Origin of the sequence: Luteibacter aegosomatis (genome assembly GCF_023078455.1) — a bacterium.
GTDB classification, from domain to species: domain Bacteria; phylum Pseudomonadota; class Gammaproteobacteria; order Xanthomonadales; family Rhodanobacteraceae; genus Luteibacter; species Luteibacter aegosomatis.
In genome coordinates this window covers 3,002,638-3,023,198 of the sequence record NZ_CP095740.1, presented here as the reverse complement: position 1 = coordinate 3,023,198, position 20,561 = coordinate 3,002,638, and the positions used below count along the sequence as shown (strand labels likewise).

Sequence of the window (20,561 nt, the reverse complement as noted above, 5' to 3'; positions counted from 1 at the left end):
CTTGTCGCCCGGCCCCGTCCGTTTGTTACTTGTCGCTGTCTCCACCGAACTTGTAGGTCACGCCCAGGTAGTACTGGCGGCCCGGATACAGCAGCTGGACCAGTCGTGCCCGGGTGTCGCCACCGAGGTAGGTGTGCGGCGTCGCCTTGTTGAAGTTGATGATCGACGCGGTGACCATGAAGTGCTTGTTGAATTCATAGTCGCCGTTCAGGTCGATCTGGTGGTACGGCTGTGCGTACACGGGCAGGCCCGCGGCCAGTCCCGTCATCTTGCGGCCGGTCCAGTTGTCGCTGGCGCGGAGCAGCAGGCCGTTCTTTTCGTAGAACAGCGAGGCGTTGGCGGCGTACTTCGCGCTACCGATCAGCTCGGCCTTGCCCACCTCGGTATCGCCGAGCGACACCGCGGTTTCGTTGGTCTTGTTGAGCGTGTAGTTGAGGATGTAGCCGAAGCCGGAGTCGAAGGTGTGCTGCGCGTACACTTCCACGCCCTTGGACGTACCGGAACGACCGTTGGCGTTGGTGCTGTACTGCAGGAAGTTCGTCGGGGTGCCGCCCACGTCGACATTGATGTTGTTGACGGTGACCGGGACGACGAAGTTCTTCACCTTCTTCTGGAACAGGTCGATACCGACCACGGCGTGCGGGGCGTAGTACCACTCGCCGGCCAGGTCGAACTGGGTCGCCGTGAACGGCTTCAGGTCGGCGTTGGCACCCGAACCGTACCAGCCCGGCAGCGGCGCGCCGAACTGCTTGCGGTCGTTGTAGTACTCCTGGGTGTTGTTGGTGAGCTGGCCGAGCTGGGCCAGGTCCGTGTAGTTCGCGCGGGCCAGGGCCTGCGAACCGGCCGCGCGCAGCACGAAGCTGTCCGCGATGGTCCAGGCGACGTTGAAGCTGGGCAACCACTTGTTGTAGCGCTTCTTCGTGGTCGAGTTGGTGAAGTCTTCGACGACCGCGATTTCGCGCGGCAGGTACTGGAAATCACCCGGCGCGCACGCACCGCCGCCCGCATTCACGCCCGAGGCCGGGCAGATGAGGATGTTGCCGGCGGCATCGTGGTAGTACGTCGCGTTGTTCGTGGTGACCTGGTTGGCGACGGTGAGGTCCTGCTGGGTGGTGACGAAGCGGACGCCGACGTTGCCGCGCACGGTGCCGGTGTCGAAGTTCGCCTGCACGTAGGCCGCGGCGATCTTCTCGCCGATCGACGACTTGTTCTGCGGCTTGTTGTACAGCACGCGGTCGTACGTGTCGTTCAGGTGGTTGTAGTACGCCGGGAAGTTGATCGCCGGGAAGATGTCGTCGCCGTAGGCGTGGTTCACGCCGTCGAGGTAGTTCGGCTGCAGGAAGCCCGCGGGCAACTGGCCCGCGTTCGGATCGCAGGTCTGGAACTGCAACTCGGTGCCCTTGCAGTACCAGCGCACTTCGTTGCTCTGCTGCTCGGCCTTCGCGTTGGAGTACTTGCCGCCGAACTGGATCGACTGCAGCCAGCTGGAATCCAGCGACCAGGTGAAGTCGGCCTGCGCGAAGTTCTGCGAGTTGCTGGTGTTGACCATGTTCGAACCGGTGGAGCCCAGGTCGACCTGGCCGGCGCCGTTGAGCATGTTCTGCAGCGTTTCCGGCTCGGCGCTGATGCCCGGCTTGCCGGTGGTGTCCCACGAGGCGCCATTGCTGCCGTTCACCCACTGGCCGTTGACGAAGTTACGCGGCTTGGCGGCCATGCCCAGTTCGACCGACGGTCCACCCGTGGCCCAGGTGCGGCCGAAGTTGAAGCTGCCGCTCAGCGCGCCGCCGTTGTCCCATTCGCCTTCGAGGTTCAGCGTCTGCGAGGTGGCCTTCTCGACCGAGTAGTTGCCGTTGAGCCAGGGGATTTCGGTGTTGCAGACGTCCACCGGCTGGCGGACGGCGCCGGTCGACGGATTCACGGTCGAGTTGCAGCCGACGCCCGCGGGCGGAAGCACGTAGTTCGCACCGGTGACGATCGTGCCCGAGGGATCGAAGGTGAGGCCGTTGGGTGCCAGCAGGCGACCGTTCTGGTCGGCATAGTTGCTGTTGTTCGGCAGGCCCCACTCGGGAATCTCGAGTGTATTGGTGATCTGGGTCTGCTGGCGCTCGAAACGGAAGTAGTTACCGGTCAGCAGCAGGTGATCGCTGGGCTTGAACTGCATCGTGGCCTGGGCACCCTTGGTCTTCAGGGTCAGGTCGTTCTGGCTCGTGGCGAACTGCTGCGGCATCCAGTAGCCGTTGTACTGGCGGCCGGCCTGGTCCACGACGCCGTTGCCCCACAGGTCGATGTTGTTGTTGACCGCGGACGGATACTGACGGCCGTGGATATCCACCGGGGCCTGCGTACAGGTCACGTGGTCCTTGCAGTCGTCCGACCACCACTTCCAGCTGGTGGCATCGGCCTCGTAGGTGGTGGTCTGACGCTTCTGGTACGAACCGGCGAGCAGGACACCGAAGGTTTCGTCCTTGTTCTTCCACGACCACAGGGCAGAGCCCTGCGGTTCGGTCTTGCCGCCGCGATCGGATGAGGCGGCGGTGCCGGTCACGAAGCCTTCGTTGGCGTCCATTTCCAGCGGACGGCGCGTGCGCAGGTCGACGTTGCCGCCGATGCCGCCTTCGTCCAGGCGTGCCTCGAGGCTCTTGTAGAGCTTGATGTCCGAGAACATGTTCGCCGGAAACAGCGTGTAGTTGAACGAGCGCGTCAGGCCGGCCGAGGTGTCGGCCGAGGCGACGTAGTTGCCGTTCAACTCGGTGTAGGTAAGTTCGGGCGCGAGGCCGCGGATGCTGACGGTCTTGCCTTCGCCCGACTCGCGGCTGATCACCACGCCGGGCACGTGGGCGAGCGCGTCGGCGATGTTCTTCGCGGGGAACTGCGCGATGTTCTGCGCGTTGATCACCTCGACGATGGAGTTCGCGTCGCGCTTGTCCTGCACGTTCTGGTCGATCGACTGGCGATAGCTGGTGACGACCACGGCTTCCATGTTGGTGGGACTGCCGTCGGCGTCTTTCTTTTGCTTGTCGCGATTCTTGGCCTGTTCGTCGCGCTTCCTCGCCTGTTCGTCCTGGGCGACCGTCGACGTCTGCGCCTGAGCGGGCGCGGCGGCCGGGCCGGCGGTCTGCGCATGCGCGGACGCGGGCACTCCCATGTAACCGACGAGCGACAGGGTGGCCGAGGCCAGTGCGGTGTAAAGCGGTTTGCGCGTAAAGGTGTGAGGCAGGTAATTCATTTTTTTTATTTCCCTCGAGTGGGCGCCCATGTGAAACGACACGTTGATCCTCCGATCAAGCAAGCCTTGCGTATGCGTGGTTCATGACTGCGGTGTGGTTCTTCCCCTCTACCTGAATCGATTCAAAGCTCCGCCATGCGACGGGCTTTCGCTCGTCGGCTACGGGTGTGTCGAAGTCCTTGGCCGAGCTAGCGCAGGGCGTCTAGCATCGACGGCCGCATATCACGGACGGCGATGCGGCTCCCGTCGATGGACGACCTCGTGAAAGGGCGTTGGTGAACGGCGAACGATGTCTTTTTTCATGCGGCGACTCCCCATTCCCTCTACAGGTCGGCGGGAAGCGACGGTCATTTCAGGAAGCGTCTGGCACGCGCCCCCCTCCAGCCTCTCCCCACCCCAGTCCAAACTCATCAGGTCGGCCGCCCCCGCGACGTGGCCTGAATCGCTGTCGTGACTTGGATCGATTTAAACCCCTGGCGCAAATTTGGCCGATGGGGCGGCACGTGTCACGCTGCACCGCAAAAAATCGTGCCGCGCGGCTTAAAAATCGTAATGCCTGTCACGGTGGTCAGGGATCGATCAGGCCCGCGGCAATGGCATCGGCGATGTCTTCGGGCGTTTCCAGCAGGCGCCCCAGCGCATCGCGCCGAATGGCGCCGGGATGTGTTCCGGTCCACAGGCGTCTGAAAGATGCATCGCATGGCAGCGTGCGCGAGAACGCCATGGTGATGGGACGGAGCAGGGCGGGTGGTCCCATGGCGTCGCCGTAGGCCGAGACCATATCGCAGCTGCCGTCGTAGGCCCCCAGGAGCCTGTGCAGATGATCCGGCGTCAGGCAGGGTTGGTTCGCGACGGTGACCAGCGTGGGATAGGGACGACCGGAGAGCGCGGTCGCCGCGCGCGCCAATGACGAACACATGCCCGACTCCCACGTGGGATCGAACACGATGGTGGTGCGTGCCACCAGCCGGGCCAGTGGTTCGGCTTGCGCGCCGAGCACGACCAGCAGACGGGTGGGACCGGTGTCTTTCACCATACGAACGGTGCGTTGGAGAAGGGTCTCGCCCCCGACGGTCAGCAGATGGCTGGGCTTTTCCAGCGTGCCGCTGCCGCTTGCTGCGAGCACCACGGCGTCATGTTCTCCTGGCTGTCGCATGGACGTTCCGCTGCCGCCTTGACCGGGGCGCATTTAAGCATGCTCCGGATACCCGTTCATGACGGCGCCTCGCCGAAGCGGATCGCAATAAATTACGATTCACGATGCTTCGAAGTTTGGGGTCAAAGGGGATATTGCCGAAGCTTGGGCAATGCCGTACGTTTCCGCGCAACGTGCCGCGTGCAATGCGTCGGCCAGGGACACATCGAAGGAACAGGGGCAAGGGAATTGAGCATTTCGCGTTGGGTTTTTCTGTGCGTTCTGGGGTTGTGCATTTCGTATTTTCCACCGTCGCTTCGCGCCGAAGTCTTCGTTACCCGTTGGGATTGCGTGGTCGTCGGCAGCGACTACAGCAATGCGGGCGACTTCAGCTGCAAACCGACCTATGCCAACGATGGGCAAGGCGGCCACCTCGGCGGTGGTACCACGCTCTCGGGCGGTGGTGGCGGCGCGCTCGCGTCGGCCAACCATGGCGACCTGACGGTGGCCCCTCGCGATGCCAACACCAAGGACAGTTGCGGCCAGGTGGGCGATCCCGTCGTGATATCGACGGGCAACCGCATCGAACCGGAAACCGACTTCGCGGGCGCGGGCGAGATGGGCCTCGCACTCACTCGCACCTATGACCACTACTGGAACGGCATCGGCATCTTCGGCCGGCGCTGGATAAGCAATTTCGACTACAAATTGCTGTTCACCACGCCCGATCCAACGTCGTCGTGCTACCCGGTGCCGTCGAGTACGCCATGCGATCCGCTGAACAAGCCCATCTGGGCGCAGCGCGCCGACGGGCGGCAGATCAAGTTCAACTATTCGACGAGCCCGACACCGGGCTGGTACGAAGACAAGCCCAGTCCGGTGGCGAAGATTCTCCAGACAGGCTCGACGTATACGTTGTACAGCGAAGACCAGACGGTCGAGGTCTACGACGCCAACGGATTCCCGGTGTCGATCAAGAATCCTCAGAACGTCGGCCTGACCTTCACGTACGACAGCGTCCATAACCTGACGCGGGTCACCCACAGTTCGGGACGCCATGTGGACTTCACGTGGGACCATGGCTGGTTGAGGCAAGTGACCGATCCGGCCGGCAACGTCTACCAGTACACCTTCGCGACCATCCTGACCCCGATCACCCAGTTCGGTGGAACGCAGCCTCCCGGGACGTCGAACTGGAAGCTCGATGCCGTCATGCTGACGGGCGTTACCTCTCCCGCGACGAACGGCGGCGCACCGGCCACGACGGTGACGTATCAATACGAGAACACCCAGTACGTCACCGCGCTGACCGGCAAGACCATCAACGGTTCGCGTTTCGCCACGTTCCAGTACGACGCCAACGGCCGGTCCACGGACACCCAGGTGGCCAATGGCGCGGGACATTACCACCTCGACTACGCCTTGGACGGCAACGGCGTCGTCACCGGCACCACGGTGGTCAATCCGTTGGGCAAACAGGCGACGTACAGCTTCGATGGCCGTGGCAACCAGACAGGTATATCCGGCCTGGCATCCACGCACTGCGCGGCAGCGGCCCGTGCGGCCACGTTCGACGCCAACGGTTATCCGCAAGGGTCCACCGATTTCAACGGCAACCTCACGCTGTACTCGTACGCGGCGAACGGCCAGTTGCAGCAGCAGGTGGAGGCCTACGGCAAACCCGAGGCCCGCACCACCGACTTCGCGTGGGACGCCAGCAACCGTGCGACCAAGGTGACAGTCGAAGGCGATCACGAAACGACCTATGCCTATGACGGCAACAACCGCCTCCAATCGGTCACGGTGAAGAACCTTTCGTCGAAGGTATCGGCGACGGCCGGTACCACCCGCGTCACCACGTATAGCTACACCACGTGGCCCAACGGGCTGGTGGCGACGATGACCGTGGACGGACCGCTCGCCGGTACGAGCGACGCGGTCACGAGCAGCTTCTCGCAGGAAGGCGACCTGCTGTCGGTGAAGGACGCCGCCGGGCACACCACGAGCTACGACGGCTATAACGGCCTGGGGCTACCTGGCTCCATCACCGGTTCGAACGGCGAGAAACAAAGTTTCACCTACGACGCGCGCGGCCGGATCATGGTGATGCGCACGTACCGCAACGGCGGCACGCAGGACACGCATTACGACTACGACAGTTTCGGTCGCCTGGCGCGTATCACCCAGCCGGACGGCCAGACCCATTCGTACCAATACGACGTCGCCGGCCGGATGACCGCGGAGTTCTCGCCCGAAAGCGGCGGTACGTTCGCGGAGACCACCTACCAGTACAATGGCATGTCGTTGCCGACGGTAATAAAGAAGCAACGGGTGTATGTCCAGCCGGCACAGGGGACCGTGCCATGAGGCGGCTCATCCTGTGGCTGGGTCTTGCGGTGCTGGTGGGATCGGGCTTGCAAGATCCGGTCATGGCGAACGGTATGCCCGCGACGGCGCTCGTCACGGTTTCCAAGGTGGCCTTGCCGCAGCCCAATCAGCAGATATGTCAGCAACCCGACCATATCTGTCCACCACAAGCTCCGAACCATAGCCCGGTCATTACCTGGACCGCCGTGCCGGCCGCCAATAGTGCCTTCCTTCCCACCGACGTCATCACCGTCGGTGCGTCGGCGACCGATCAGGACACATGGGTCTCGAGCATCGTCTTCTATATCGACCACAAGATCATCACCACGTACTCCGCCTCGTCGTTCAGGACCACCTTCACCGGCCTCGCGCCCGGTGCCCATACTCTCGCGGTCGTGGCCTATGACAGCACAGGGAAAAGCGGCGAGACCGGCGATATACCCTTCACCGTGCTCAACTCGGTCGTGACGGGCAACATCGACGGCGTGTCGTCCGATGGTGTGATCTCCGGTTGGGCGTGCTCGACCTACATGGCCCAGTCCATCAATGTGGACCTCTACGTGGGTGGGGCTGCGGGTGTTGGTGTCATGTTGGGGCGCTATACCGCCAACTTGGGCAGCGAGCCCGCCGTGGCCAGTGCATGCGGCGTGGGTGGCGGAAGCTACCGGTTCCAGATCGCGCTGACATCGGCGCAGCGCGTGCAGTTCGGCGGCCAGGCGATTTATCTGCATGGCATCTCGCCGATCGGAGCGGCCAATAACCTGCTGCCCGGTTCCGGGCGATTCATGGTGCCCGTGGCCGTGCGCAACGCGCAGTTCGTCAGCCAGTCGGTGGCGACCACCATGCAGGTGGGCGGCGTGCAGACGGTCAACGTGCAGATGTACAACAACGGCAACTTCACGTGGACGGCGGGCACGGCATTCAAACTCGGGTCGGTAGGCAACAGCACCATCTGGGGGCCGGGTCGCGTCGAGCTGCCCAGCGACATCGCACCGGGACAGACTGCCTCGTTCACGTTCAATATCACCGCGCCGTCGACACCGGGCGCCTACACCTTCCAGTGGCAGATGCTCCAGGAGGGCGTGGCGTGGTTCGGCACGGCAACGCCCGCCGTCGGCATCACCGTGCTGGGTGGGACCATCTCCGCGAACCCGGGAACCTGCGCCATCGACGTGGGCAACACCACGTGTGCCAGCGTGATCACCTGGAGTTCCAACAGCGCAGCGGCGCAGGTTTGGGCCTCTAATCTGGACGGTTCCGCGGCGGCCGTCGTCGCCAGCGGCCAGAACGGCTCACAGGCGCTGGGCGGCATCGGCACGGCGGGTCGCCGCTTCCTGCTCAAGAGTGGCAGCTTCACGCTGGCCAGCGTGGATACCCACGCCATCCCGCCGCCGGAAGTCGCCACGACCGTCAGCATCGATTACGACGAGCTGGGACACGTCATCGCCCGTCGCGACGCGTCGGGGCAGGTCAAGGAGAGCTACCAGTACGACGCGAACGGCCAGCTCACCCACAGCACCGACGCTCTCAACCATGTGCGGTCGCTGAGCTACGACGCGCTTGGCCGGGTCGTCTCGTCCACCGATGCGGATAACGCGACCACGTCGTACACCTATGATGCTGATGACCGGATCGTCCGGGTGGTCGATCCGCGCGGCAATGCCACGACCTACGACTATGACGGCTTTGGGCAGCTGTGGCGTCAGGTGAGCCCGGACAGCGGCATCACCACGTTCTCGTACGACGGTAATGGCCTGCTGCAATCCATGACCCGCGCGAACGGTGTGCAGACCGCCTACGGCTACGATGGATTGAATCGCCTGACCAGCGTCACGGCCGGCGGCATGGTACAGCACGCGACCTATGACAGCTGCACCAACGGTGTGGGACGGCTGTGCAGCGTGGCGGATGCGACCGGCACTACCTCGTATAGCTACACGCCGGAAGGGGATATCGCCGGGCGCGGGTTCTCTATCGCCGGCACCGGGTATGGCCTGGGCTACGCCTATGACGGCCTGGGCCGGTTGAGCGCCGTGGTCTACCCGGACGGCAATCGGCTCAACTACGCCTACGCGTACGGCCAGCTATCGGGAGCCACGCTGACCGCGAACGGCACGACGACGCAGGTCGCCAGCGCATTGACCTACCGTGGCGGCGACGCGTCGTCGTTCACCGGCTGGACCTCGAGCAATGGCCTGACCAACACGCTCAGCTACGACGGCGACGGCCGCCTGACCGGCATCAGCGTGCCCGGCGTGCAGAGCCTGGGCTTCGGCTACGACGCAGCCGACCGCATCACGCGCATCACCAACGGCAGGGATGCCTCGCTCACCCAGACCTTCCAGTACGACAGCGTCTACCGTCTGACCTCGGCGACCTCGACGGCGAACAGCGAAGGCTTCCAGTACGACACCAACGGCAATCGCACGTCTCACGTGATCAATGGTGTGACTCTGGCGCAAGGCATCGACCCGGGCAGCAACCGCCTGGTCAGCACGAACACCCAGGCGCTGGGTTACGACGCCAACGGCAACCTGACGACGGTCGATGGAGCGGCGCAGTACCACTACGATGCGTTCAACCGCATGGATTCGGCTACCAGCACGACTTACTACGTGAATCCGGAGGGGCAGCGGCTGCGCAAGGCAGGCACGCTCGGTACGACCTTCTTCGCCCCGGACCGCGGCGGCCCGATGCTGGCGGAGTACGCCAATGGCGGGTGGGTCGACTATGTCTGGATCAATGGACGCTTGATCGGGCGCGCGGCGGGTGGGCAGGTCTATGCCATCCATGCCGATCAGGTGGGGCGGCCGGAAGTGGCGACGAATGCGTCGCGGAGCATCGTGTGGTCGGCCGAGAACTTCGCATTTGATCGTCAGGTGGTCACGGAAGGGTTCAAGTTGAACCTGGGTTTCCCGGGACAGTACTTTGACGATGAGACGAAGACGTGGAACAACGGGTTTCGGGACTATCGGGCGGATTTGGGGCGGTATGTGGAGAGCGATCCGACAGGCCTGACGGGAGGTATAAATACGTTTGCCTACTCCATGAATAACCCAATCAGCTATTCTGACTTGCTGGGATTGGCATCCCATCATTATTCCGTTAAAAACTTCATCTGCTCCGTGAATCAGCCGGGCTGCACTCAGCAGAACGTATTTGGTAGGCTTCGGCAGTATCCAGCACCGTTTTCGAATCCATCTCACTCAATAAAAAACGGTGATATCGAGTCTATTCCGGGCCTGGGGCCTGTGGTGCACACGGTTGACTCATCAAATTGTTCGATCACGAACACAACGTTGCCGGGACACTTGCTGCATCCCGGTCAAGTCACTCGATCCGTTGTCAACGAAAACGGTTTGATTTCCATCATTACGGACGGGACGGGCGATGGCGCTTTGGCTGGACCAAACGATTGGCTTGCATATCCGCTCTGGAGCACAGTCGACGACAATATTTCTGCACCTTGGGCGACCTCTTCACCTACGTATGTCGACGCGCCTATCGAGGCAGGGTTGCATTGGGGACGATGATCCTGATCGGAACGAGCAGTGCGTAATCTAATGACGTGCGATGCCAAACTTCTTTGAGTAAGGTGCGACTATGATTTTCACCGTCTTTGTTATCTCCATTGCTGTGGTTGAACTGCTTATAGGTGTAGGTCTTCTATCGTTTTTCGTGTATCCAGTGAAAAATATTGCGTGGCCTAATAATCGAAAGCGGGTAATTTTCGTCTGCGTAGGCGTTTTAATAACTTCACCTGCACTGGCTCCTGCGGGCACGCTTGCATTATTCCCGATTCCTTTGGGTGTCTTGTTGATGTATCTTCGTTCATCAGAAGATGCGATATTTCTTCTTAAAACGTGGTGGTTCATTTTGCCATCAATGCTAATAACGGGGCTTGCATGTACATACGCAGCCAATCGTCTTTTTGCTCCAAGGTTGGCGGGCGAAAACGATTCGCTTTGATGAATTGTTCGTCTCGTGCCAGCAAGCACATCGGTAGCTGAAGACGAGCTATCAGTACGACGCGAACGGCCAGCTCACCCACAGCACCGACGCACTCAACCATGCAGGTCGCCAGCGCATTGACCTACCGTGGCGGCGACGCGTCGTCGTTCACCGGCTGGACCTCGAGCAACGGCCTGACCAACACGCTCAGCTACGACGGCGACGGCCGCCTGACCGGCATCAGCGTGCCCGGCGTGCAGAGCCTGGGCTTCGGCTACGACGCAGCCGACCGCATCACGCGCATCACCAACGGCAGGGATGCCTCGCTCACCCAGACCTTCCAGTACGACAGCGTCTACCGTCTGACCTCGGCGACCTCGACGGCGAACAGCGAAGGCTTCCAGTACGACACCAACGGCAATCGCACGTCGCACGTGATCAATGGTGTGACTCTGGCGCAAGGCATCGACCCGGGCAGCAACCGCCTGGTCAGCACGAACACCCAGGCGCTGGGTTACGACGCCAACGGCAACCTGACGACGGTCGATGGAGCGGCGCAGTACCACTACGATGCGTTCAACCGCATGGATTCGGCTACCAACACGACTTACTACGTGAATCCGGAGGGGCAGCGGCTGCGCAAGGTAGGCGCGCTCGACACGATCTTCTTCGCCCCGGACCGCGGCGGCCCGCTGCTGGCGGAGTACGCCAATGGCGGGTGGGTCGACTATGTCTGGATCCATGGGCGCTTGATCGGGCGCGTGTCGGGTGGGCAGGTCTACGCCATCCATGCCGATCAGGTGGGGCGGCCGGAGGTGGCGACGAATGCGTCGCGGAGCATCGTGTGGTCGGCCGAGAACTTCGCATTTGATCGTCAGGTGGTCACGGAAGGGTTCAAGTTGAACCTGGGCTTCCCGGGGCAGTACTTTGACGATGAGACGAAGACGTGGAACAACGGGTTTCGGGACTATCGGGCGGATTTGGGGCGGTATGTGGAGAGTGATCCCGTTGGGCTGATGGCGGGGGCGAATACATACACCTACGTAGGTGGGAACCCGATGTCACTTTTCGATATTTGGGGTCTGACCCAGGAAGATATCGATTGTATGCTTGCTCTTGCGAAGAGAACTGAAACGGACCTCAAATTCCCTAAGAAGGATCCTGTCGTCCAAAACATGGCGACGCATATCGATTCACTCGGTAACGAGATAGTGGATGTCGGGGAGTACAACGCAATCAACGGGAAGATGTATCTATCGAGTCGTTATCTCAAGACATTATCTGGAGATATGTTGGTTGAGCTCTATGACACGATAGTTCATGAGGCGTTGCACAAAACCAGAGGTCCTTTCAGTGGCTTGGGTGAAGCGCATCGAGATGTATATCAAGAAGCCAACAAAAGGTCTAACGCATTGGCGGGGCAGATCAAGTCGGGAGGCATTCATTGTGGATGTGCGAAATAAGTTGGTTTCGCTTGGGGTTCTTCTCCTTTGGGCATCTGTTGCATGTGCAAGAGATAACAGCTTTGCAGTCGATCAAGTAGCGATTGACGTCACTGGATGCAAAGCAGTGGAAGCACAGCAACGGCAATTCTCTTGCCATCGAATCGGGCCTGGACGGGGCTACGTGATCGCTGAACGACAATATTGGCCGTCAAAGAAGACGGATGATGATGCGTTCGAAAAACTTACGATGTACTTTGTTTCAAAGCCTTTGCCGGGGAGTGTATTCGAGTTGCCCAGCGAGAAAGTGGCGGTTTTTTTTAGCTCTGGCCCAAGTTCTTTTCCAGGCAAGCATGGCTGCTATGGAGCCGCTTCGGGAGGAAGGGTAGAAGTGACCAACATTTCGGAGAGAAGCGTGGGCGTGAAAATTGACGTTTCCATGGATATGAAAAGTCCGCTCGGCTGGCAGGATGAGTGCAAGCAGACACGCCTACGGAAGCAGGTGGATGCGAAATTGATAGATTTTAGTGAACTGGATTTCTGGCACGGGAAAATCGCGTCGAGCTATGATTTGTGGAGTGAATCTCATCCATGATGGATATCCGTGAGCAATTAAGCTTTTCTTGTTGACTATGACTTCAGTCGATGCGTATGCCCATGAATCTCCTGGCGAGAAGCTGCTGGAGATTCACAGCTTCCGAGCATCGAGCCGAAGCTTGCATTTAATAATGCTGGACTATAGGGGAAGATTGAACTGTTCTTTCAAACTAATCGACGTCATCCGGCATATATCAGCTTGAACGATGTCTTCGAAAAGAGGGTAGGCCATTGGAATTCATCCATGAGGTTAAGAGCAGTCAAGATTTTGGCCTTGACGTCTATCCCTTTGGCGATTGCACTAATTTGCTATCCAACTCTCAAGCGAAAGCTACTTGCAGATAAAGGATTTCTTGAGATTACCCAAGCCTCTGTTTGGGCTGATCTACAGGGTTTGGAGTTCAGTCGCAGATCATCGCCTGGATTGAAGATGCCTCTGCTACTTAAAGGTGCAGTTAATTCATCCAAATACAATGTTCTCGGTGTGAGAGGTTTGAGTGCAAGGACTCCTTATGTATGGATAGTTCTCAATGACAATGCGGGAGCCAACGGCATTTATGCTATGCCGTCGAATGTGGATTTCGATCTTTCATGTGCCTATCTTAAGGAACTCGAGTCGAAGGAAGACATCGACAGCGCTGTCGATAAAGTCCTTAGAGAACATTGCATGAACTAGTTTCGCAGGCACTACTCATAACTCACTCTCGCTGTGCCGCTCGCTAAGAATTCGCTCTCTCTACATCCGAACCATCGGCTGAAGCATCCGCGCCAGCCAACCGGAGAACACCAGCGGCGCATCGGTCGCGGCCACGCAGATGCAGGGAACGCCCGGCGCGGTGACGGGTTGGTGTTCCGTGTCGTTGTCCAGGTCGGCGACGTCGCCCGGGGCGAAGTGGCCCAGCGTGTCGTCGTAGGCGCCGCGCAGGATCATGGTCAGCTCGCTTCCGCCATGGGTATGCATGGGCAGGCTGCGCCCGGGCGCGACGCGCAGGAGCATCAGGTGGTCGGGCACGCCTTGCGCGCGGATGTGGTGGATGCCGGGGCCGATCCACTTCCAGGACAGCTCGCGGTAGGAGCGGCCGAAGTACGGCCAGAGCGGTGTCGGCAGGAGATCGGGATCGTGCCGGCTCGGCGCGTCGTGAGGTTCCGGCATGGCCGGGCCGTCCTCGTTCAACCTCGCCAGGAGCCGTTCCGCCGCATCGGAGGAAAGGGGGATCCCTTCCTGCTGAGTGAGCAACTGGCCGCCGATGGCATCCATTTCCCGCAGGCACTCCCGGCAGGCGTGGCAAACGCTGAGGTGCGCGGAGACGACGGCCGAGAACGCGCTCGAGAGCGCGCCGGCCGAATAGGCCATGAGCGTGGCGACGTCGGGGTGGTGGTGCGGCTTCATGGTGCTTTTCTCAGGGAGGCCTGCAGCTTGGCGAAAGCCCGGCGCAGGTTGGATTTCACCGAGCCCAGGGGCTGGCCCAACTCGCGGGCGATCTCGCCGTGGCTCCTGGCCTCGAAATACGACATCCGGATCATCCGGGCCTGTTGCGGCGGCAGCTCGGCGATGGCGCGGTCCAGGCCCACGCCATCGGCAAAGGATTCCGTGGACGTGACCCCGTCGTTCGGCGGAAGGTCGTCCAACTGCTCCAGGCCGTCCTGGATCGCGAGCCAGTGCGGCTCGCCCCTGACGCTGTCGATGTAGAGGTTGCGCGCGATGCGGAACAGCCAGGTGGACACGTTGGCCCGGGACGGATCGAACTGGGCGGCCCGGTGCCACAGCCGCAGCATGGTCTCCTGCACCAGTTCCTCGGCTTGCGCGGGCACGACGCCCATGCCGACGAGGTAGCGCTGCAGGCGCGGGCCGAAGTGGGCGAACAGGCGCATGAACGCATCGACGTCGCGGCGCGCACTGACCGCCGTCATCTGCGCGGACCAATGAGCGGCGTTATCGGTGTCCGGGCACGCCCGATGAGCCATGCGTCGCACCGCCTTGACGGAGTGGGGAAGGGGAGTGGCGTCCGGTCGCATCATACCGCTTCAGCGAAGTCCATGAGGCGAAAGGCCGTACTCGTCAACGGGTCGACGCTTCGGGCCATTGCTGGGGCACCTTGCGCAGTTTCGCGGTGTCGTAACCCATCGCCGCCACGCGCGCGACCAGCGCTTCGTAGTCGGCGTCGGACATCGTGGGCGTGCGCGACATGATCCAGACGTAGTCGCGCTTGTCCCGAGCCACGATCACCTGCCGGTACGCCGGATCGAGCCACGCGATGACGTACTGGGCCTTGACGGGCCAGACGAACTGCATGCCCCAGACCGCGTTGCGCGTGTCCGCGTGAGCGAAGCCCTTCGCATGCATGGTCTTGAGTTCGCCCGTGGCTTCGTTCTTGCGATAGCGGAAGCGCGTTTCGATGGTCCCGTCCGCAGCGAGCCGGTAGGACTCCACGGCATTCACCGCCTCCTTCTCGAACCGCGTGGGGATCGAGGCGATGACGTACCAATCGCCCGCGTATCGGGCGACGTCCACGCTGGAGGCGCGGGGTACGGGCGGCTGCGTGGAGGCACAGGCGGTGAGGGGAAGCATGGCGAAGGCCACGCCTCCCAGGCGCGAGATCAGGGATTTCATGGGCGTCGTCCTCCGTCGCGGTTCGGCACGAACCGGTAATGCGAGACCATCCATTCCTGGCCGCCGGCATACCCGAACAATTCGGCGCAGGACATCCAGAAGATGCGCCACCGATGGAACCAGAGGCGCGCCAGCGATTCGGAGCCGTAGGCATCGGACAGCACCCGCATGACCTCGTCGCGATGGCGATCCTGGTTGGCGAGCCACGCGTTCGCCGTGCGCTCGTAGTGCGTACCGTCCACCAGCCACTGCCCTTCGATGCGCAGGTCGCGCTGGAACCAGAGCAGCGTATCGGTGGCCGGCATCATGCCGCCCGTGAAGAAATGACGCCCCATCCAGTTGTCTTCGCCGTCGGTGTCGAAGAGATAGGCCGAGCGGCGGTGCGCGAAGATGTGCACGAAGAGGGCGCCGTCCGGACGCAGCCATTCCGCGATGCGTCGCATCAACGCCTGGTGATTGCGTACGTGTTCGAACATCTCGACCGATACGCATCGGTCAAACGAGCTGGGCGGCAACGCCAGGGTGTTGATGTCGCAGGTCACGACACGGACGTGCGGCAATCCGCGTCGACGGGCTTCGGCTTCGATGTGCGCGCGCTGCGAACGGGAATTCGATACCGCGGTGATCCGCGCATGGGGATAGCGCTCGGCCATCCAGAGCGTGAGCGAACCCCAGCCGCAACCGAGTTCGAGGATGTCCTGCCCGTCGGCAAGCTGCGCGCGCTCGGCGTAGAGACGGAGCATCGCCTCCTCGGCGTCGTCGAGGGTTTCCCCGCCCGTCGGGAAGTAGCAGGACGAATACTTCAGCCGCGCGCCGAGGCACCCCTGGAAGAACGCGGTAGGCACCTCGTAGTGCTGCGCGTTCGCCTCGTCGGTGTGGATGGCGAGCGGGGCCTGGGCCACCGCCTGCAGCAGCGCGGCATGGCGTGCCATGTCGGCTTCGGCGCCTCCGCGACGGCAGTCGTCCAGGCGTTGCGCGCAGAGGCGACGTATGCCGAGACGGATAAGCGGGTCGGGAAGCAGGCCGCGTTCGGCCAGCCCGAGCAGCCCGGGGGCGGCTCGGTCGGCGGGCAGCAGCGCGTCCTCAGCGACGGTCGTGTTCATGGGCGTCTCCGGAAGAGGAGGAGGGAAACCACGGGATCAGCGCGGACGTGGTGCGTTGGTAGTCGCGGTAGTCGTCGCCGCGCGTGCGGAGTGCCTGCGCTTCGGTAAAGGGGACGCCGCTGAGCCAGCGTACGAAGACGTACATCACGATCGGCCCCACCCAGGCCAGCCAAGCCAAGGGAGAGCCGACGGCCAGCGCGACGTAGGCGAACCAGTGCAGCCATTCGAAGAAGTAGTTGGGATGCCGCGAATAACGCCACAGGCCACCGCGAAAGGTCTTGCCCCGCTGGTCCGGCTGCGCGCGGTGGCGGGCCAGCTGGCGATCGGCGACGGATTCGCCGACGACGCTGGCCGTCCAGATGACGACCGCGAGCGCCATGCCGACGGGACGTGGCGCGGGGTTGGCCGCGGCGGCCATGAACGGCAGAGCGAAGAGCACCACGATCGCCGCCTGGGCCTGGAAGAGCGCGAAGAACTTGCCCTGGTGTCCGTGCCAGTGCGAACGCAGGTAGCGATAGCGGCCGTCTTCCGGTTCGCAGCGCACGCGCTGCCATAGATGCGTGGCGAGGCGCGCGGACCACGCCAGTCCCATCGCGCCGGTCAGCAGGCGTGCCGGCGCCGCGCCGTTCGCCGTGGCGGCCATCAGGAGAGCGGCCAGCCCGACGCCGGCCGTCCACAACACGTCGACGATGCCGGCGTTGCGATGGCGACGCTGCCACAGCCATCCGGCGGTCATCAGCACGATCATGACCACGGCCAGGACCACCAGGCTCATGAGGGCGGCCGATCCGTTCATGCCGTCCAGCCCTGTACGGCGGGACGCGCCTGCGGACGCGCGAGGAGCAGATGGCACACGCCGATGGAGCGCTCACGGAAGCCGCCTTCGCAATAGGCGAGGTAGAACTCCCACAGGCGCGCGAAACGCTCGTCGAAGCCCTGGCCATGCACGTCGTCGAGGCGCGAGAGAAAGCGCTCCCGCCATGCCTCCAGCGTGCGCGCGTACGACAGGCCGAAGTCTTCCTGGTGCACGAGGGCCAGGTCGCTCGATCGCGTCTTGGCGGCGAGCATCGCGCTGACCGAGGGGATGAAGCTTCCGGGGAAGACGTGCCGTTTGATGAAATCGACGGCGGCCAAGGCCTGCTCGTAACGATGGTCTTCGATCGTGATCGCCTGGATGAGCGCGACGCCTTGCGGCGTCAGCAAGCGGCCGATCTTGGCGAAATAGGTGTCCATGTATGTCGCGCCGATGGCTTCGATCATCTCGATGGACACCAGTCGATCGAAGGAACCTTCCAGGTCGCGATAATCCTGCTGGAGCACGGTCACCCGGTCGCCGAGCCCGGCTTCGGCCACGCGCTCGCAGGCGAGGCGGTATTGCTCGGCGGAGATCGTGGTGGTGGTGACGTGGCAGCCGTATCGGGATGCCGCGTGTATGGCGAAGCCGCCCCATCCGGTGCCGATCTCCACCACGCGCATGCCCGGGGCCAGGCCCAGCTTGCGGCAGATGACGTCCAGCTTGCGCGTGGAGGCGATCTCGAGCGTGTCCGTGGCCTCGGTCCACAACGCGGACGAGTACATGAGGTCGTCGGAGAGAAACAGCCCGAAGAACGCGTTGCCCAGGTCGTAGTGGGCGGCGATGTTGCGTCGGCTTCCTTTACGGGTGTTTTCGCGCAGCGCGTGCCACGCGCGCATGGCCATGCCGCCCCAGCGCGCAAGGCCGGTCTCCATGCCATCGAGCAGGTCGCGGTTGCGCACCAGGAGGCGGACGAGTCCCACCAGGTCGCTGCAGCGCCAGTAGCCTTCGATATAGGCATCGGCGGCGCCGACGCTGCCGTGCGTCGCCATCAGTCGATAGAAGCGGGTGTCGTGCACGTCGACATGGATATCTTCGTCGGCGGGGTCGGCCAGGGAGGCACCCAGCGTTTCCGTTCCCCACGCATCGCTCACCACGAGGCGGCCGCGTTCGAGCGTCGCGAGCGAGCCGAGCAGTTGCCGGCGAAGGAATCGATCGAGCAGGGAGCCTTCGGCGGTTCCATCCCGCAGCGATTCGTTGGCGAGTTCGTTCATGGTGAATCTCCATGGTCGGCACGAACCAGGCGCGCGTGGCCCGGATGGTCGTGCACAGGTGTTTTCTTCAGCCACAGGCGCAAGGCCTGCCAGTGGATGGCGCCGATGACCTGCGCCGTCATGAGCGGGTAGCGCCACAGCACGCGGGCCAGTCCCGGGCCGTTCAACGGATGCCGGGCGAGGGCGAGCGTGGCGTCGAATTCGCAGGCGTCGTCGCGATGCACCTTCATGTGCACGCGCAGGTCGTCGCCCGGCGCGGTGAAGCGCCAGTCGTAGCGGCGCTCCATGGCCATGAAAGGCGATACGTGGAAGTCCTTGTCGAAGGTCCACGACATCGCGCGGCCGCGATGGGCGGCGCGATCCACCGGAAGCACGTAGGCATGGCGTTCGCGCCACGGCGTATTGGTGATCTCCGCGACGATCGCTTGCAGGTCGACGCCGTCGTCGGCATAGCAGTAGTAGAACACCACCGGATTGAAGACGTAGCCGGCATAGCGCAGGTGGGCGAGCATTCGTATCGGGCCGGTGGGACGATGCCCCGTGTGTTCACGCACCCGTTCACGGATCGCCTCGTGCAGCGGCGTCGCGGGCGAACCCAGGTAGTCGCCGCGCCGAAACTGGGCGAGGTTGGCGCGGTCGACCGACCACAGCCATCGGCCACGAAATACCCTGTCCAATTCGTCGAGGTCGAGGTAGAGCTGCGCCATGCGATAGGTGAACGCATGCGGCCGCGGCAGGTGGCGCCGATGGGTGACGATTCCCTCGTAGATGGCGCTGGCCGGGGATGTCATGCGGCCACCCGTCCCGCGTCCGGTGCCGCCACGCCGTCGGTACGCTGCAAGGCGGAGACCACGTCCACCGCGCTGCGCATGCCGTCTTCGTGGAATCCCCAGCCCCAGTAGGCGCCGGCGAACCAGGTGCCCCGCATGCCCTGGATCTCCGCCTTGCGCGATTGGGCGCGCACGGTGGCCTCGGTGTAGACCGGATGGGCGTAGGTCATCCGGCGAAGCACGTGGGCGGGATCGATGGCCGCCGTCTGGTTGAGGCTGACCACGAGGGGACGCGTCGAGGCGATGCCCTGCAGCAGGTTCATGCAGTAGCTGACCGTGCATTGCGCATCCGGAGTCGCGGGGATGAACGCGTTCCAGGCCGCCCATGCCTTGCGGCTCCGCGGCAGCACGCTGGCGTCGGTGTGCAGCACGGTGTCGTTGAGCTGGTAGGGAATCGCGCCGAGGATGTCGCGCTCCGCCTCGGTGGCGTCGCCGAGGAGAGCCAGCGCCTGGTCGCTATGGCAGGCGAGGATCACCTGGTCGAACGATTCCTCGCCCGATGCGGTATGCACCCGCACGCCGTCGGTGTGACGCGTCACGCGTCCCACCGGGCAGGCCAGGCGCTCGTCGATCCGCCAACGGCTGCGCATGGCATCGACGTAGGTCCGCGAGCCGCCGTCGACGACCTGCCACTGCGGACGGTCGTCGACCTGGAGCATCTGGTGGTTGGCCATGAAGCGCACGAGGTACCTCACGGGAAACGCCAGGATGGTCTCGGCCGGCGACGACCAGAGCGCGGACGCCATGGGCACCAGGTGGTCGTCGCGAAACGCCGCGCCATAGCGATGCTCCGCAAGGTAGTCGCCCAGGCACTGGTCCGTCGCCGAATCCAGCACGGCCGGCGCTTCCCTGTAGAACCGCAGCAGGTCCCTCACCATGCCGAGGAAGCGGGGCGAAAACAGGTTGCGGCGCTGGCAGAACAGCGTATCCAACGTCGTGGCGTTGTATTCGAGGCCGGACGCCGCGTTGCGCACCGAGAAACTCATCGTGGTGGATCGGGACGCCACGCGGAGTTCGTCGAACAGGCGATTCAGGAGCGGGTAGTGCACCGGGTTGTGCACGATGAAGCCGGTATCCACCCGATGCCGTTGACCTTCGATCTCCACGTCGTGGGTGTGCGTGTGGCCGCCGAGGTAATCGTTGGCCTCGAACAGCACGATCTCGTGCTCGTTGCGCAGCATCCAGGCACACGCCAAGCCGGAAATCCCCGAACCGATGACGGCGATGCGCAT

At 62.9% G+C, this 20,561-nt stretch carries 15 protein-coding genes; 5 read left to right on the top strand and 10 right to left on the bottom strand.

Annotated features, from left to right (window positions below; genetic code table 11):
• Nucleotides 1-25: 25 nt before the first annotated feature.
• Both L2Y94_RS13440 and L2Y94_RS13435 read right to left on the bottom strand, forming a co-directional pair.
• Entirely contained in the window at nt 26-3,226 is a 3,201-nt protein-coding gene (locus L2Y94_RS13440; protein ID WP_247367311.1) for a TonB-dependent receptor, read from the bottom strand.
• Between the two features lie 568 nt (nt 3,227-3,794).
• Nucleotides 3,795-4,382 carry a nucleotidyltransferase family protein gene (locus L2Y94_RS13435; protein ID WP_247367310.1) on the bottom strand — a complete coding sequence of 196 codons (588 nt, stop codon included), beginning with the start codon at nt 4,380-4,382 and terminating at the stop codon, nt 3,795-3,797.
• 330 nt (nt 4,383-4,712) lie between these two features.
• Here L2Y94_RS13435 and L2Y94_RS13430 point away from each other — a divergent pair, with 330 nt between their 5' ends.
• From L2Y94_RS13430 to L2Y94_RS13410, 5 genes are all read left to right on the top strand, one after another.
• On the top strand, nt 4,713-6,728 hold the full coding sequence (locus L2Y94_RS13430; protein ID WP_247367309.1) for a DUF6531 domain-containing protein: 2,016 nt from the start codon (nt 4,713-4,715) through the stop codon (nt 6,726-6,728).
• Entirely contained in the window at nt 6,725-10,261 is a 3,537-nt protein-coding gene (locus L2Y94_RS13425) for an RHS repeat domain-containing protein (RefSeq protein ID WP_247367308.1), read from the top strand. The genes L2Y94_RS13430 and L2Y94_RS13425 overlap by 4 nt, the downstream gene beginning before the upstream one ends.
• A gap of 70 nt (nt 10,262-10,331) precedes the next feature.
• Nucleotides 10,332-10,697 carry a hypothetical protein gene (locus L2Y94_RS13420; protein WP_247367307.1) on the top strand — a complete coding sequence of 122 codons (366 nt, stop codon included), beginning with the start codon at nt 10,332-10,334 and terminating at the stop codon, nt 10,695-10,697.
• A gap of 101 nt (nt 10,698-10,798) precedes the next feature.
• Nucleotides 10,799-12,142: an RHS repeat domain-containing protein gene (locus L2Y94_RS13415; RefSeq protein WP_247367306.1), complete on the top strand. Its 1,344-nt coding sequence runs from the start codon at nt 10,799-10,801 to the stop codon at nt 12,140-12,142.
• A complete protein-coding gene (locus L2Y94_RS13410) occupies nt 12,057-12,716 on the top strand; it encodes a hypothetical protein (protein ID WP_247375394.1) in 660 nt (219 codons plus the stop codon). Before L2Y94_RS13415 ends, L2Y94_RS13410 begins: the two co-directional genes overlap by 86 nt.
• Nucleotides 12,717-13,454: 738 nt before the next feature.
• Here the strand turns inward: L2Y94_RS13410 and L2Y94_RS13405 are convergent.
• From L2Y94_RS13405 to L2Y94_RS13370, 8 genes are all read right to left on the bottom strand, one after another.
• Nucleotides 13,455-14,108: a ChrR family anti-sigma-E factor gene (locus tag L2Y94_RS13405; RefSeq protein ID WP_247367305.1), complete on the bottom strand. Its 654-nt coding sequence runs from the start codon at nt 14,106-14,108 to the stop codon at nt 13,455-13,457.
• Entirely contained in the window at nt 14,105-14,683 is a 579-nt protein-coding gene (locus tag L2Y94_RS13400; RefSeq protein ID WP_247367298.1) for a sigma-70 family RNA polymerase sigma factor, read from the bottom strand. Before L2Y94_RS13400 ends, L2Y94_RS13405 begins: the two co-directional genes overlap by 4 nt.
• 94 nt (nt 14,684-14,777) lie before the next feature.
• A complete protein-coding gene (locus L2Y94_RS13395; protein WP_247367292.1) occupies nt 14,778-15,329 on the bottom strand; it encodes a lipocalin family protein in 552 nt (183 codons plus the stop codon).
• The gene (locus L2Y94_RS13390; RefSeq protein ID WP_247367290.1) at nt 15,326-16,432 is read right to left on the bottom strand and encodes an SAM-dependent methyltransferase; all 1,107 of its coding nucleotides are present in this window, start codon (nt 16,430-16,432) and stop codon (nt 15,326-15,328) included. Before L2Y94_RS13390 ends, L2Y94_RS13395 begins: the two co-directional genes overlap by 4 nt.
• The gene (locus tag L2Y94_RS13385) at nt 16,413-17,207 is read right to left on the bottom strand and encodes a DUF1295 domain-containing protein (protein WP_247367287.1); all 795 of its coding nucleotides are present in this window, start codon (nt 17,205-17,207) and stop codon (nt 16,413-16,415) included. Before L2Y94_RS13385 ends, L2Y94_RS13390 begins: the two co-directional genes overlap by 20 nt.
• Before the next feature lie 17 nt (nt 17,208-17,224).
• Nucleotides 17,225-18,499, bottom strand: a complete 1,275-nt coding sequence (locus L2Y94_RS13380; RefSeq protein WP_247367284.1) for an SAM-dependent methyltransferase — start codon at nt 18,497-18,499, stop codon at nt 17,225-17,227.
• Nucleotides 18,496-19,290: a DUF1365 domain-containing protein gene (locus L2Y94_RS13375; protein WP_247367281.1), complete on the bottom strand. Its 795-nt coding sequence runs from the start codon at nt 19,288-19,290 to the stop codon at nt 18,496-18,498. The genes L2Y94_RS13380 and L2Y94_RS13375 overlap by 4 nt, the downstream gene beginning before the upstream one ends.
• The gene (locus L2Y94_RS13370) at nt 19,287-20,561 is read right to left on the bottom strand and encodes an NAD(P)/FAD-dependent oxidoreductase (RefSeq protein ID WP_247367279.1); all 1,275 of its coding nucleotides are present in this window, start codon (nt 20,559-20,561) and stop codon (nt 19,287-19,289) included. The genes L2Y94_RS13375 and L2Y94_RS13370 overlap by 4 nt, the downstream gene beginning before the upstream one ends.